This window comes from Vibrio proteolyticus NBRC 13287, assembly GCF_000467125.1.
In the GTDB taxonomy this organism is placed as follows: Bacteria; Pseudomonadota; Gammaproteobacteria; order Enterobacterales; family Vibrionaceae; genus Vibrio; species Vibrio proteolyticus.
Map to the genome: position 1 here is coordinate 355,679 of NZ_BATJ01000001.1, position 14,989 is coordinate 370,667.

Here is a 14,989-nt window from a genome sequence, read left to right on the forward strand (position 1 = left end):
TAACTCCAAAAAAGGATATCAGTATGAAACGCTACACTTATATCGCAACAGCGTTATTAATCCTAGCGGGTTCTTCTACGAACGCCAACGCCGCTGACGATACCGATATGCTCTTAAAAGATGCACTCAGTGCAGCTCCCCCTACGTTAAGAGATAAAGTGACGGTCGTCGACTGGAACAACAACGTATTGCAACAAGGCACCAGCAACTACACCTGTTTCCCAACGCCGCCTCAACTGTCCGGCACAGCACCCATGTGTATGGATGCAGCCTGGATGGACTGGGCTGACGCCTGGATGAACAAAAAGCCGTTTGAAGCCAAAACGATTGGGATTTCTTACATGCTTGCCGGTGATGGTGGTGCCAGCAATGTTGATCCGTATGCAGAGGGTATGACCGATGACAATCAATGGGTGGTCGAAGGCCCACATTTGATGATCATTACGCCGGATAAAGCGATGCTCGACGCTCTGCCAACCGATCCAAACAACGGTGGTCCTTACGTCATGTGGAAAGGTACACCTTACGCTCATATCATGGTGCCGGTGGGTGCCCGCCCTTAAAATAAAGGCATTCGGTGGTACCGAATGCCTTATCTTCAACTTAACTATTGCCTGACTTCCGGGCATTTAAGCGGCAACACTGCGACGGATACATGCCGAAATCAGCTCAAGGCGTTTCGCTTACAGCCCGCGCTCAAACGGATACAGCTGAGAGGGGCCGCCAGCCCTATCGCCCCAAGACTTCTTGCGAGATTAAATTAAAATGAACGTGTTATGTTGGAACAATTGATCAACGATCTCATGTGACGTTGCAGATGCACTTAATTCAAGGCCAGATACATCAAATTGTTCCAATTCAACCGATGTCGAGTTACCTCCCTCACCCGTAATAGTGAGATTTAGGTTACCGTGTGCGTCATCAAAGCTGGCGCTAACATGCGCTAGCAGAGCTTCCATGTCTGCCATATCATCCCCCGTCGGTGAAATAATATCGCTCAGGTCTAGTTTATCTTCATCTAACTGGAAATCTGTGATGACATCCTTCGCTGAAGTAGCGCTTAGAGACTCATTGTTAAAAGTAAAGGTGTCCATGCCCTCACCTCCCGTGAGGATATCGTCACCAAATCCACCAGTTAGGATGTCATTACCAAGGCCACCAACAAGAATATCGTCACCTGCAGCGCCATTTAAGGTATCTGCTCCGGCTTGCCCTAAGATAATATCTATGCCTTCACTTCCAACAAGCACATTAGACAGATCGTCACCGACTACAGCATGTCGTTCCGTTTCAGCAATATCTGTACTTAGTTCACTGAGGGTTAAAGTAAAGACATTATCGCTAACACCGCCCCTTCCATCTGACACTTTGAAGAGGAAGTTTAGGTCTGCCTGCTGATCGCCCTCAAGGGTAATGCTATCACTCTGTGTAAAACTGTAGCTTCCATTTGAAGCGACTTCCAGCGTACCAAACGCAGTCTCAACGTGCAGGCGACCATCCACTTGATGCGTAGAAGCGATCAGATCTTGCCCAACGGTGACGTTATGTAAATCAGCACTGAGTAGCGAGAAGTCCCCATCCGCTAAAGATACGGTCATGATATCACCATCCACATCGGCGCTTCCCGAAAGCAGCTCGCCCACAATGGGCTCCGGTGAAAAGTGATTCAAGAATTGGCCTAACTCTTCACCAGAGTCAATAAACACCACTCGATCACTCAACTGCTCTAGCGCCTGTGCGGCGCTTACATCGTCCGACGTTGCGATACCAATACCATAGACTTTTGCGTTATGTGTTTGCTTATAGTGTTCCCAACGCTCATCCAAATCGGGCGCTGCCACTTCCCCCTCTTTAGGATTCGGTGCGCCATCAGACAGGAAGAAGACCGTATTTTTGCTCTCTGTCGGTTGTTCCGGACCGAAGTAATCCCAACCATCTTGCCATGGATAAACAGCGTTGTTTGTATCACCAGATTCCATCACTGCTTCCAGTGCTTTGCTATAATCCGTATTCGTTCCATTAACCACATCACACCAGTTACGAACGTACTCTGCAACATCGTTTTGGTAGCTCAAATCATCAACCGCACGCCCATTCAACTCTGGCGGACGTGTCATCAGTTCTACTTCGTCAAGTGTCAGCCAACTATTTGTTGAAGTATCACCATCAAAACGAACTAAACGAATATAAGTGTTGGATTGGCCACCGTCTTCAATCATGTTTTCAATCATGGCGTGAAATGCTGCAGTCGCCTTGTACGCTCTCGATTCAGTCTTTGGCGCAGTGGCCTCGCTGCCAAAGGTATTTTGACCATCGAAAGTACGGGTCATACTGTTTGATTCGTCAAAGACCACCGTCACTTTGTTTATTGGCAAATCTTCCATCTCAGCAAATCCATGCACTGGTGCCGAAATCGGAGCATGATTCTCAGTGACATTCAGAGTCACCTGAGTCGTATCTTTATCAGTACCATCCGTAGCCGAAACTTCCAATTGATAGCTCTGCTGCAGCGAATGATCTAACTTTGCTTCTTCTTTAAGCCAAATTTCACCGCTATTTGAATCGACGCGGAACAGATCAGCATCCCCACCACTCAACTCATATTTGATGGTTGCATTTCCGTCAGGATCAAAAGCGCTTACCTGACCAATCAGTACCCCCGCCTCCTGTTCAGCAACATTGAAAGTGACGGTATCTTCTGTGGGCATACCATTCGAATCAGTACCATGAACTTGATCAGCGTCGCTGTTACTAATGAATTCAGGCGCTCGATCCAGGATGTCGATAGTCACTTCACTGGTTGTAGTATCACCATCCGCATCAACCACCGTTATTTCGAATTTTTCTTGCTGATGACCAGCAACATTCTTCGCCTTATAGTCATAACGGCCGTTATCAAAGTTAAGGGTAAGCGTGCCATGAGCAGTATCGATCTCTGCCAGTGAGTGAAGTGAAATCACAGAACCATCACTTGTACTTACTGTGCCTTCCGTCTTGTTGTAGTGGTAACTTTCACCATCAACGTTAATCTGGTCAATCCATTGAACATCCCCGCCAATATCTTCCAGAAGTTTACTTTGCAGCTGTCCTGATACCGTTTTGCTTAGCAGATTCTCTACTTGTAAGTCATCCGTCACGACTAGTGCTGAGCCTTTATCGGTTGCTACTGGCTCCAGGTATTTCATGTCCGCCCCGGCACCAATACCAATTGACCAGATATTTTCTAAAGTAACGCCACTCGTAGTAATGCTACGCGCCATAGCATTTTCAAGAATGATGCTCTGTTCAGCTTCTGTCGGATTATCCCAACCTTTGACCAGGTACTCATAACGCTGCTCGCTTTCGAAATCCTCAGCCGTCGACCACTTCATTAAACTCTCGCGTAAGCTCGAGTAAACAGGATCCGAAGTATTTGTCCATGAACCAAAGTCGCTCGGTACTCCATCCGAAATGAAATAGAGTTGATGACTACTGTTATCATCCGTTTCTTGGCTAAGCTCAGTCAAAGCCGCGTTCACCTGATCGATAGCTTGGCCGTATGGCGTCCAACCACCACGCCCGATAGAGTCCAAGTAAGCATCAATATCATCCACAGACTCCAACCATTCAGACGTTTTACCTTCCGGATAACCTGAATGTGTCGCAATCTTAAATCGGACGTCACCAAGATCGTCATACTTTTCAAACATGGTTTTAATGGCGCTACGAGCCAGATCCCAGCGCGTTACGTCTACACCATGTTCATTTTTAACCTTATCGGACCACATAGAATCAGATGCATCCAACGCAATGACTACGCTATTATTCTGTGGATTGATATCCATGATTTCATGGTGTTCTGAGTTAGCCGATGGTAAAGAATCGATGACACTAAGATGAAGTGTTGCATTATCGGTTCGGCCTCCAGCATCCACCTGGATATTAACAGGAATATCTAATGTATCCGCACCTTGTTCAGGGTGGTCAAGAGGTTCATATTGTTCAACACTGTAATGGCCAGTTCGACTATCAATACTCGCTTCAATTACTTTAACCTTATCCTCGCCAGTACCAACATAACCAGTTAGAGCACTTCGATCGTCACTCACTTCAAACACAACCGGCTTATTATCACTAGTAAAGTTATTGAGGAGCTGAGCTGAATCGAAATAGAAGGCAGCGCCTGAAGTCGAGCCCAGGTTTGCCACTAGGTCACCCTCAGCACGTGCACCTAACTCTGTACCAACCTGAGACTCATTGAGTGATGAATACTCATCACTCAATGACATAGGTTCACCCAACACGTGCACCGTTACTTCAGCTTCATCAGTCAAGCCATCTTCATCACGAATCGTGTATTTAAATGAATATTCTCTGCTCTCGCCCGTTTTTATCGAGCGCTGATCAGCAGGTAAAGATTCAAGATATTTAGCTGCATCAAAAACTAACTTGCCATCTAAAAGAGTCAAAAAGTCGGTGTCCGGATAATCGACAATTGTCAGGCTATCGCCATCTGGGTCGCTATCATTCGCCAATACATCTAGATCAAGCGTGCCTGAATCTGTGGTTTGATATTCTTCATCAAAGCGAGTCAAATCTGCCGAGACTTGTGTGATAAAGTACTCTGAACCTTGAGGATCAACGATTCCATCCTTGTAACCGATAGCCGACATTTCAATGCTATCAAAGTAGCGACCATCAGCGTCGATGTTAACAATCTGACTTCCACCACTAGTACCTTCAAACACACCACTCGCGATAACTTCGCCCTTGTAATAAGCTTTCCAGACACCACGCTCTACCCCTGGTTCCCAAGAGCTCCAAAGGTTTTTTATCTCAACTTCAGCATGATTCGCTACTTGCCCATTCGTAAATGAAAAACACATTGCCTCACTTTGTGATGTTGCGTCATCGAATCCAATTTGACCGTCTTTTACCTGATCCGAGTCACCATCCAGCGAAGAACTAACGCCAAACTTATGCTCACCACCATCACCTGTGTAATCTGACTTATCAGCAATCCCGGTTTTCTCTCCGGTGTTGGTATCAACGATGTAGTATTCCACACTGATGTCTGTACTATCGTCCCAATTGGTATCGTCTAGAGTCTTAGTGGCTATCTCTATGCTCTTGTCATCGACAGCGATCGGTGCCTCATTAATATCGTTTATCGTCACGTTGACGTGTGCAATGTCCTTATCACCTGACTGGTCTTCAACTTCGACTAACAGTTGATAGCGATCCAACGTTTCATAATCAAACGTCACTCCGTTTTTAACATTGATCTCGCCTGTAGTACTGTTGATTTCAAAGAGTTCAGTATGATTAGTGAGTAAGTAAGTGACTTTACTCCCCCCATCGACATCGAAAGCCTCCACTTTGCCGACGAATCCGGCTTGGCTATTTTCATCTATATTAAACTGATAACTATCTGCATCAGCCTGACCTTGTGCATCCAAACCATGGCTGTCATTTTGGCCACTGATAAACTCGGGAGCATCATTATTCCCAAATATACTGACTGAAATATTATGCTCTGTGCCATCGGCAGACGTGACCGTCAGAGTACGCACCACCGGATCGCTGTTTGCGTCCAGCGCCTGCACATCGGGGTGGCTATTGTTCAGTTGGTAAGTCCAGTGGCCATCTTCATCAATAGAGAACGTCCCCCAGTCGCCGTCCTGAACGTTCGTTTGAGGTTGGAAGACCGCTTCACCGGCATCAGGATCGTCAACGTTCAAGTGACCACTTGTGGTAAGCGTGACGTCTTCTTGAACCGCACCGACGTCGTCTCCCGGCAGCTCTGGGGTAATGATCGCTTTATCGTCTGAGCCAGAGATGGTAATGATGACGTTATGGGTTGTGCCATCGGCAGACGTGACCGTCAGGGTACGCACCACCGGATCGCTGTTTGCGTCCAGCGCCTGCACGTCAGGGTGGCTATTGTTCAGTTGGTAAGTCCAGTGGCCATCTTCATCAATAGAGAACGTCCCCCAGCCACCGTCCTGAACGTTCGTTTGAGCTTGGAAGACCGCTTCACCGGCATCAGGATCGTCAACGTTCAAGTAGCCACTTGTGGCGAGCGTAACGTCTTCTTGAACCGCGCCAGCGTCGTCACCAAGAATTAACGCTTGGGTACTATCCGATTGCAAGTATGGTAAGCGAGACAACTCAAGCAATGCTTCTTTCTGTTCGTTAGCTAACCCTAATGTTTCAAAAAAAGTACTTGCTAGAAGTTCAGCTCCTGAGCGCTCAATGGTTTCCGAAGTCGTTAGACTTGAGCCTAACAGCCCACCAACGGCGGTTGCGTATTCTTCACCCAACTTTAAGGGATCGTCACCTTGAGCTATAGCTTGAACAATTTCCTTAATTTCGTCGGAAACATCCGACGCTGTATTACTATCTACTGTTGATATGTATTGAGGCAGGGAGTCGCTTGTCAGCGTTTCCACGATAACCTCCCCTGGAAGCAAATCCTCCTTTGGTTCAACTACTCTAATATGACCATCCTTACCGATTACAACATACTTTTCCGTAGCTGAGCTTGATTTTCCAACCAAAGTTATTACCCCATTTAGCAGACGAAATAACCCCTAGCCCATAATGTCAATGCGCAATGAGAATTACTTCAGATAGTGATACATTCATTTGACAATGATATCATTAACCATTCAGCATAAAACATGAACTCTTCCCGAAATATTTTTCATGTTTTAAATTTGTTTTATTTCCCTTCAGAAAATCATATGTTACCGGCCTGTTTTAATATCTTCACCCTGACAATAAGCAGACTTTTAAACCACATAACTTAAATTTAATAATCCGAACTTTATACATATATTCTCTTTAGTTCATGCCTCACCTGGCTCCGTGAGATATGCATTTAAGATAATAACCGTTGTAATTTATTTGAGGAGACCTCCTTTGAAGATTAGTAGTATTATTACGTGTTGTTGTTTATTAATACCACTTCACTCTAGTGCACAAACGTTAGAACAAGCCGTAGCGCTCACATTTGCAACCAACCCCGAGATTAACGGTGCTTTCAATGAGTATATGAGTAAACGCTATATCATTGACCAGGCCCGTGGTGCTTATAAACCGAGTATCAATATAGATGCTGGCATCGGTTATGAAGGCATTGAACCAGCGAATTCTTCCGATAAAACTAATATGACTCGTAAAGACGCTGAAATTAATTTCACTCAGCTTATTTGGGATGGTTCTAAAACTTTATACGATATTGACCGAACATCAGCAGATGCTGAATCAGTACGCTATCAACTTCTGGCCGATGCACAAAATGTAGCTCTGAAAGTTATCAAAGCGTATTTAGATGTCATTGAAGCTCAGAAGGTTATTGAACTTTCTGAAAGCAATTTAAATACACATGAGCGTATTTACGCTGATATTAAAAAACGGACTACGTCAGGGATTGGTTCAGTTGCCGACCTAAATCAAGTTGAAGCCCGCCTAGCTAAAGCTCATAGCAATTTACTAGCAGCGCAAAATAACTATAAAGATGCGCAAACGTCATTCATTCGACTCGTGGGTAAAGCCCCCAAAGATCTAATCTTTCCACGTGCAGATCAAAACTTCATCTCTAAAACTTTAGCCGACGCTCAAACTCAAGCCTTTAAAAATCATCCAGTCATTAAGATAGCGCTGGCAGACGTTGACTCAGCAAAGTTCCAATACCAGCAAGCACATGCCAACCTCTACCCTGTTATTTCGATTGAAGCGGCACAAGCTTGGCACGATAACGCCGGCGGTATCAAAGGCAGCGGCTCTGAAACGACAGCGATGCTTCGTGTCCGCTATAACCTATACGACGGTGGCCGAGATTCAGCAAACGGTGACAGCATGGCCTACCAGCTTAACAAAGCTAAAGACTTACGTGAGCGTGCTTACCGAAGTGTTGAACAAGAGCTTGGACTGTCGTGGAATGCGCTCGAAATGACGGGAAAACAAAAGGCCTTCTTAGCTAAGCATGTTGACTCAATGTCAAGGACCGTCATTGCTTACCAAAAACAATACCGTATAGGTAAGCGCACTCTGCTTGATCTGTTAAACACCGAAAATGAGCTGTTCGAGTCACGTAAGGATTACCTTAAAACGAATTTTGCTCAGCAATATGCAAAATACCGAACCTTAACTTCCACCGGCACATTACTTGATGCCTTGCGCGTCAATATTCCACAAGAATGGACTCAATCCGTAGAGTACTAATTACCATGATAAACAATACTTTTATAGTTCTGGCTCTGACGACATTGAGCCTCAGCAGCGCATGGGCAACGGATAATATCGACTACATCCCTACCCCTAAGGCCATCCAAGTCGCTGACCTCCATGACTTAGATAGCGATGGCGTAATCAATGCTCGAGACCTATGTATGAGTACGCCAATCGGGGCAGAAGTCGATAATGATGGCTGCGAAACTTACCTGAATGAAGAAGAGCGGTATCAGCTTAAGATCTTGTTTGCCAATGACTCCGCTAACATTAATCAAGCGTTTAAACTAGCAATTAATGAGTTAGTAACGTTCCTTAAGAAGTACCCTACGACGTCCATCGAAATACAGGGGTATGCAAGTAAAGTGGGACGCGCAGACTATAACCTTGACTTGTCACGTCGACGCGCCAATAACGTACGCAACCAGTTAATAACCAAAGGCATTTCACGCGATCGACTCACCATCGTAGGCTTTGGTGACACCCATTTGGCCGAAATGGGCCTGGATGATGTCAGCCACGCCTTAAACCGTCGCGTAACAGCCACTATTGTGGGGTATAAAGGGATGGTTAAAGATGAGTGGACAATATTTACTGCCTTCCCAAAGGTAGAGTAACACCTACATAAACAGGTGCATTGAGTAAGGCCTGCAATCACTGAGTAATTGTATATCAGTGAGTAAGAGAGTTACCTCTTAGTTTCTTTGATTAAGATTCAGCACCTTAATCAAAGTGGGTAACTCTCACTTTTCAAGTTGAATTATCAAATCCAGTCCGGGCTAATACAATTTAATCAGACAAAACCAAGGTCTTTTTCAACAGCTCAGAATAGTTAATAGTATCATCGATACACTCTATCAGATAACGTGTTTCACTCTTTGATTCATCAAAAATACCGATGTATTTCTGCTTTGTATTGACCCACAGTCGGCCTAAGGGTTTTCGGATGCTCGACACTCTGCCAACCGCTCCAAACTACGGTGGTCCTTACGTCATGTGGAAAGGCAAACCTTACGCTCATATCATGGTGCCGGTGGGTACCCTTAAAGATAAGGCATTCGGTGGTAACCGAATGCCTTATCTTTAACTTAACTATTCGGGCATTTAAGCGGCAACACTGCGACGGATACATGCTGCAACCTGATCAAGGCATCTCACAGCCGATGGACTGACAGCCGCCAATTGATGAAAGCCATGTATAACGCCTAAATATCGTTCGCAACTCGCGCTCACGCCACTTTCCAGCAAACGCTTGTAGAGAGTTTCCCCTTCATCACGCAGTGGATCAAACTCAGCCGTCACAATATGCGTTGGCGGCAAACCTGCATAATCATTACGCTCAAGCGGATACAGTTCAGAGTAACCATCAACAGCCTCACAACCTTGAATGTATTGTTGAAAGCCTGACAACAGCATTTGAGCAGTAATAATATAGTCCTGACCATTGTCCGTATAACTTTGACTCTGTCCTTTAGGATCAAGCATGGGATACAACAGTACCTGCATCAAAGGGAGACTGGCGTGACTGTTTTTTAGCCTCAGGGAGGTCACCAAAGCCAGGTGCCCACCAGCACTGTCACCTACAAAGACCATTTTAGTCGTGTCAGCACCCAATCGACGTCCTTGAGATTGAATGGCCAGTACGCCACGGTAAACATCATCATGTGCCGCAGGATACGGATGCTCTGGTGCCAAACGATAACGGATACATATCACCAGCGTATTGGTTTGTCTGGCCAAATAACGAAGTTGCTGAGCATGGGTATCGGAACCGCCACTCACAAAACAGCCTCCATGAAAATAAACAGTTACTGGCAGTGAGGCATCAGCACTCGGCCGAAAGACTTTAACCGTAATGCCATCCAGCGTTTCTTCAAACTCCTCAAGCATTACTGGCCCTGCTCCTGCCAAGTTCACTGTCGACAAATAACCGACTCTGCGCTCTTCAACCGTCAACTTGGAAGCACATGGCCGCCCCGCTTGAATAAAACCATCCACCAACTCACGGATACCCGGCTCTAAATGCTTTAACACGTTACTTTTCCCAACTGTTTTCAAATCTCATAGTATAAAAACAAAAAATAAACCTGTATATAAATACAGGTTTATTTTTTTGAGAAACACTAACCACTTGAGTATTCTATTAAATCATTCTCCGTTCTGCCTAGTCACCAGTTGTCGATAAGAACGAAACTCACGCTCCTCATCGGTTAAACCAAACTGAGCAGCCAGAGACTGCAGTTCTGTTTTGTAATGCTCCAATGCACCTTCATCGTCGGTCATAATGGCAAACTCAGCAAAATCACCGATACCTTGCAGATGATCCAGAGTAAGGTGGTATTCACCGACAAAGTACACACTTCGGATTTTGCTCATGGTCATTACCGCTTGATAGCCAAGGTTTTTCAACATGCTTCTGGCACTGACCGCATCGGTAATATTTGTGGCTTCGCAGCGGTCCGGGCCTGGTCCTTTGACAATCCATAGTTTGATCCCTGAAGGCGCCAACTCCCGAATACACAAACTCTTATCTTGCTTAAATAAGTGTTTATCTGGCGTGTCAAAGTACACATCCGACTCGGTATTGTTCTCAAACATAACTTGATGCTCCAAAGCATGCAAAACATCCAGAAATGCGTGCTTAGAGGCTACCCGGTACTTAAATTCGACTTCAAAACGTCCTTTAAAGTGGTCATTGCTCACACTGTTCTCCTGCTTACAACGTCATTCTGTACTGAGCTTACCGAGCACTTTCTCGCATAGCTGCTTGAGTGTGTTCAGTTCATCGAGATCGAGATCAAAACGGCACAACATCGCTCCCGGTACTGCCTTGGCGGCTTGTTGCAGCGACATCCCTTGCTGAGTCAGTGTCAGCACTCTCACCCGCTCGTCTTGCTCACTGCGCTTGCGCTCAACCAGTCCTTTTGTTTCAAGGCGTTTCAATAATGGTGTCAACGTCCCGGAATCCAGATACAGCTTCGAACCCAACTCTTTGACACTGATACCATCGCTTTGCCATAGCACCATCATGACCAGATATTGTGAGTACGTCAGATCCAGTTTGTCCAATAGCGGCCGATAGGCACGAATAACAGCATTCGCCGCGCTGTAAAGTGGAAAGCAAACCTGATTTTCCAACAGTAGCATTTCTTCTTCCGACACAGCGGTTGTCGTTTTGCAGTGAACCATTGACGCCCCTCCCAAAATAAATTGTGCACAATATACTTGCATTCCAATCATTTTTCGATTTAATATTGCAAGAAATTAGATTGCGCGCAATCAAAAACCAAGGAGAATATGATGACAACACTTTACACAACAAAAGCAACAGCTCTGGCCGGACGCAATGGCCAAGTCGCGACTGATGATGGTCTACTGGATGTCGCACTGGCTTATCCAAAAGAAATGGGTGGCAATGGTACAGCAACAAACCCGGAACAACTCTTTGCAGCTGGCTACGCAGCGTGTTTTTCCAACGCGGTCCTGCATGTCGCACGTGAAGCAAAAGTGACTATAAAAGAAGCACCGGTAACCGCTGAAGTGGGTATCGGGCCGAATAACACTGGCGGTTTTGCTCTGACGGTCAGCTTAGCGGCCACTTTGGATCTACCTCAAGAACAAGCACTGACACTGGTTCGCACAGCTCACCAGGTTTGCCCATACTCTAACGCGACACGCGGTAATATTGATGTGGCCGTCACCGTAAACGGTGAAAGTATTTAAAGTTTAAAGGGCGTCGTTGGTACTGCTTGTGACGGTGACCGAGCTCAACAAACACCGGACAGCATAACCACGTCTCGCCTGTCATTGAAAAGCGGCTGGTGCAAAACACCAGCCGATTTTTTACTCAGGTTATGCCGTGGTCAACGGCTCTGGCTTGGAGGATTTTTCCAACTTAATGGCAATAAATTTTGAGGTCGGCGTGTACGTTTTGTCGCCATAGCTGTCGAGTGGAACCAGAGGGTTGGTTTCAGGATAATACGCGGCAGCCTGGCCTTGCGGAATATCGTAGGCGACCAGCGTGAACCCGGCCACACGACGCTCTTTTCCATCTTCCCACAATGACACCATGTCCACTTTGTCGCCCGGCTCAAAACCCAGCTTGCGAATATCCGCTTCATTGATGAATACCACTTCACGCATCCCAAACACACCGCGATAGCGGTCATTTAAGCCGTAAAGCGTGGTGTTGTACTGATCATGGGAACGCATGGTTTGCAAGATTAAATCCGGCGTATGCCCTTGATCCAATACCGCTTGATTCACCAACCGCTCAGGTAATTCGCTCGACGAAAATTGCGCCAGACCGGTTTCTGTATTCCAGCTACGCTCTGCCGCCGCATTCCCCAAATGGAAACCGCCAGGCTGAGTGAGCTTTTGGTTGAAATCACTGAACCCAGGGATGGTTTCTTCAATCAGATCGCGAATCCGCCCATAGTCGGCGATTACCCAGTCCCAGTCGATCGGATGATGACCTAAAGTCGCTTTTGCGATCCCGGCAATGATCGCCGGTTCCGAGCGAAGTGTCTGAGCTCGCGGCTTCAACTGACCATAGGAGATGTGCACCATACTAAAAGTATCTTCGACTGTGACACCCTGAGGCCCGCTCGCTTGCATATCGATTTCAGTACGCCCCAAACAAGGTAAAATCAGTGCGTCCCGGCCTGTCACCAGGTGGGAACGGTTTAGTTTGGTGGCAATATGCACGGTCAGATCACAATTGCGCATCGCAGCGTGCGTTCTAGGGGTATCCGGTGTCGCCTGAGCAAAGTTCCCCCCCAGACCAATAAACACTTTCGCACGCTGTTCTTCCATCGCTTTGATGGCCTGAACAGTGTTGTGTCCGTGTTCACGTGGCACCTGAAATTTAAAGCGGCGCTCAATGTTATCAAGCAATGCCTGAGGCGGCTTTTCATCAATTCCCATTGTCCGGTCACCTTGCACGTTGCTGTGCCCGCGAACCGGAGACAATCCTGCCCCGGGTTTACCAACATTACCTCGCAGCAGTTGCAGGTTGACCACCTCTTTGATGGTGGGAACCGAATGGCGATGTTGTGTCAGCCCCATTGCCCAGCACATCACAACGCGCTCTGCACGACGATACATGCTGGCCGCCAGCTCAATCTCGGCCAGACTGAGTCCGGACTGTTCGGTAATGTGCGTCCAACTGGTGGCGTCCACTTGCGCCAGATAGTCATCCAGCCCCGTAGTGTGCTCGCGAATAAATTCATGATCGAAAACGGGTTTGGTGCCGTTCGCCTGCGCTTCGCGCTCCCACTGCAACAGGAACTTCGCCATACCGCGCAAGACAGCCATGTCCCCGCCCAGCGCCGGGCGGAAATAAGCGGTGTTGGTCGGCTCAGAGCCGTTACTCAACATCTCTATTGGATGTTGAGGGTTTTGAAACCGCTCTAGACCACGTTCTTTCAGCGGGTTGAAACAGATCACCTGAGCACCACGTTTTACAGCTTCGCGCAAAGGCTCCAGCATGCGTGGGTGGTTGGTTCCGGGGTTTTGGCCGATAACAAATATAGCATCCGCTTGCTTTAAGTCTTCAAACACAACGGTGCCTTTGCCGACCCCTACGGTATCTTTCATACCAATACCACTGGCTTCGTGACACATGTTGGAACAATCAGGAAAGTTATTAGTGCCAAACGCGCGCACAAACAGTTGGTATAGAAATGCTGCTTCATTACTTGCACGACCCGAGGTATAAAATTCTGCCTGATCCGGCGACTCCAGTGCATTGAGGTGTTGGGCGATCAGTGCAAAAGCATCATCCCAGGAAACGGGGTCGTAGTGATCGGTTTGCGCGTTATAACGCATTGGATGGGTCAATCGTCCCTGGTATTCCAGCCAGTAATCGGTTTGAGTCGACAGTGACGATACACTGTGACTGGCAAAGAAATCCGGGTCAACGAGACGGTTAGTCGCTTCCCAGTTGACGGCTTTAGCGCCATTTTCACAGAAAGTGACTTTACCACCATGGGGATCTTCTCCCCAGGCACAACCAGGGCAGTCAAACCCGCCATTCTGGTTGGTCTTTAGCATAGTGCGGATATTTTTTACCGCATTTTCACTGCCCAGCCAGCTCTTGGTGACCGCTTTCAGCGCCCCCCAGCCCCCTGCCGGACCATTGTATTGTTTGATTTGTTCTTTTTGACTCACGACTTTACTCCTCTGCCAGGAACAACAGCAAACAGGAGTAACCGTGATAACCCACGCGTTATTCAGGAATATAACGTCAGCGAAAACGGAGGTGCTTTATAGTGTCAGAACTGAGTCCTGCTTACTGTCGGAGATGTTTTGCAACAAACGGAATGGGAAAGGATGCATATTGCTTTGATCTCAATCAAAGATTATTCATTTAAGCACACAACGTCCAATTGATAATACTGAACATGTGATTGACCTTGTCTATCAACAGAGGGTAACGCACGAAATAATGGACGCGCCCAGCCATGTTACTGCTGGCGATACTGTTAGACAAGCCCCCGTGTGAAGCGGGTTTTGCGCCAAACCACTCCTTCATAGATATCGCTTATTACCTTCAAAGGAAAATCGTCGGATTTTTCCTCTCGCTCTCCATCAGCCCTCTTCAGCAAAGGTTTAACTTGATAGATGTTATCTATTACCACATAGACAGTTTGTATTTGACCTCCTCAGAGAACAGGCGCAGTATTGATTCAGATCAAGTTTATATGCATTTTTCCTCTTGACTGACTCGCAGTGTGACGGACATCAACAAGGCCCTGCAACTAGCAAGAACAGA

Annotated in this window: 10 protein-coding genes; 5 read left to right on the forward strand and 5 right to left on the reverse strand. The window is 46.7% G+C overall.

Annotated features, from left to right (window positions below; all coding sequences use genetic code 11):
- Positions 1–23: 23 nt before the first annotated feature.
- A complete protein-coding gene (locus tag VPR01S_RS01605) occupies positions 24–563 on the forward strand; it encodes a hypothetical protein (protein ID WP_021703542.1) in 540 nt (179 codons plus the stop codon).
- A gap of 192 nt (positions 564–755) precedes the next feature.
- Here the strand turns inward: VPR01S_RS01605 and VPR01S_RS01610 are convergent, their stop codons facing one another.
- Positions 756–6,431, reverse strand: a complete 5,676-nt coding sequence (locus tag VPR01S_RS01610; protein WP_245580770.1) for a VCBS domain-containing protein — start codon at positions 6,429–6,431, stop codon at positions 756–758.
- A 472-nt stretch (positions 6,432–6,903) separates the two neighbouring features.
- Between VPR01S_RS01610 and VPR01S_RS01615 the strand changes: the two genes are divergently transcribed.
- The 3 genes from VPR01S_RS01615 (at position 6,904) to VPR01S_RS22770 (ending at position 9,301) form a co-directional block, all read left to right on the forward strand.
- Positions 6,904–8,208, forward strand: a complete 1,305-nt coding sequence (locus tag VPR01S_RS01615) for a TolC family outer membrane protein (protein WP_021703544.1) — start codon at positions 6,904–6,906, stop codon at positions 8,206–8,208.
- Between the two features lie 5 nt (positions 8,209–8,213).
- Positions 8,214–8,831 (forward strand): OmpA family protein, encoded by a 618-nt coding sequence (locus VPR01S_RS01620; RefSeq protein WP_021703545.1) that lies wholly within the window; start codon positions 8,214–8,216, stop codon positions 8,829–8,831.
- A gap of 329 nt (positions 8,832–9,160) precedes the next feature.
- Positions 9,161–9,301 (forward strand): hypothetical protein, encoded by a 141-nt coding sequence (locus tag VPR01S_RS22770; protein WP_021703547.1) that lies wholly within the window; start codon positions 9,161–9,163, stop codon positions 9,299–9,301.
- A gap of 17 nt (positions 9,302–9,318) precedes the next feature.
- Here the strand turns inward: VPR01S_RS22770 and VPR01S_RS01625 are convergent, their stop codons facing one another.
- The 3 genes from VPR01S_RS01625 to ohrR all read right to left on the reverse strand — a co-directional run bounded on the left by VPR01S_RS01625 (position 9,319) and on the right by ohrR (position 11,403).
- Complete coding sequence (locus tag VPR01S_RS01625; RefSeq protein ID WP_021703548.1) at positions 9,319–10,248, reverse strand: alpha/beta hydrolase; 930 nt, start codon at positions 10,246–10,248, stop codon at positions 9,319–9,321.
- Positions 10,249–10,362: 114 nt separating this feature from the next.
- Positions 10,363–10,917: a class IV adenylate cyclase gene (gene cyaB, locus VPR01S_RS01630; RefSeq protein WP_021703549.1), complete on the reverse strand. Its 555-nt coding sequence runs from the start codon at positions 10,915–10,917 to the stop codon at positions 10,363–10,365.
- A 21-nt stretch (positions 10,918–10,938) separates the two neighbouring features.
- The gene (gene ohrR, locus VPR01S_RS01635) at positions 10,939–11,403 is read right to left on the reverse strand and encodes a transcriptional regulator OhrR (protein ID WP_021703550.1); all 465 of its coding nucleotides are present in this window, start codon (positions 11,401–11,403) and stop codon (positions 10,939–10,941) included.
- 111 nt (positions 11,404–11,514) lie between these two features.
- On the opposite strand from ohrR, the gene ohr reads away from it, so the two are divergent.
- Entirely contained in the window at positions 11,515–11,937 is a 423-nt protein-coding gene (gene ohr, locus VPR01S_RS01640) for an organic hydroperoxide reductase Ohr (RefSeq protein ID WP_021703551.1), read from the forward strand.
- Positions 11,938–12,066: 129 nt separating this feature from the next.
- Here the strand turns inward: ohr and VPR01S_RS01645 are convergent, their stop codons facing one another.
- Entirely contained in the window at positions 12,067–14,385 is a 2,319-nt protein-coding gene (locus VPR01S_RS01645; RefSeq protein ID WP_021703552.1) for an FdhF/YdeP family oxidoreductase, read from the reverse strand.
- Between the last annotated feature and the right edge of the window lie 604 nt (positions 14,386–14,989).

What these genes read in the sequence shown, in the direction of transcription:
- VPR01S_RS01605 (WP_021703542.1), top strand. Translation starts at nt 24, where the DNA reads ATGAAACGCTACACTTATATCGCAACAGCGTTATTAATCCTAGCGGGT.
- VPR01S_RS01620 (WP_021703545.1), top strand. Translation starts at nt 8,214, where the DNA reads ATGATAAACAATACTTTTATAGTTCTGGCTCTGACGACATTGAGCCTC.
- VPR01S_RS22770 (WP_021703547.1), top strand. Translation starts at nt 9,161, where the DNA reads ATGCTCGACACTCTGCCAACCGCTCCAAACTACGGTGGTCCTTACGTC.
- ohrR (WP_021703550.1), bottom strand. Translation starts at nt 11,403, where the DNA reads ATGGTTCACTGCAAAACGACAACCGCTGTGTCGGAAGAAGAAATGCTA.
- ohr (WP_021703551.1), top strand. Translation starts at nt 11,515, where the DNA reads ATGACAACACTTTACACAACAAAAGCAACAGCTCTGGCCGGACGCAAT.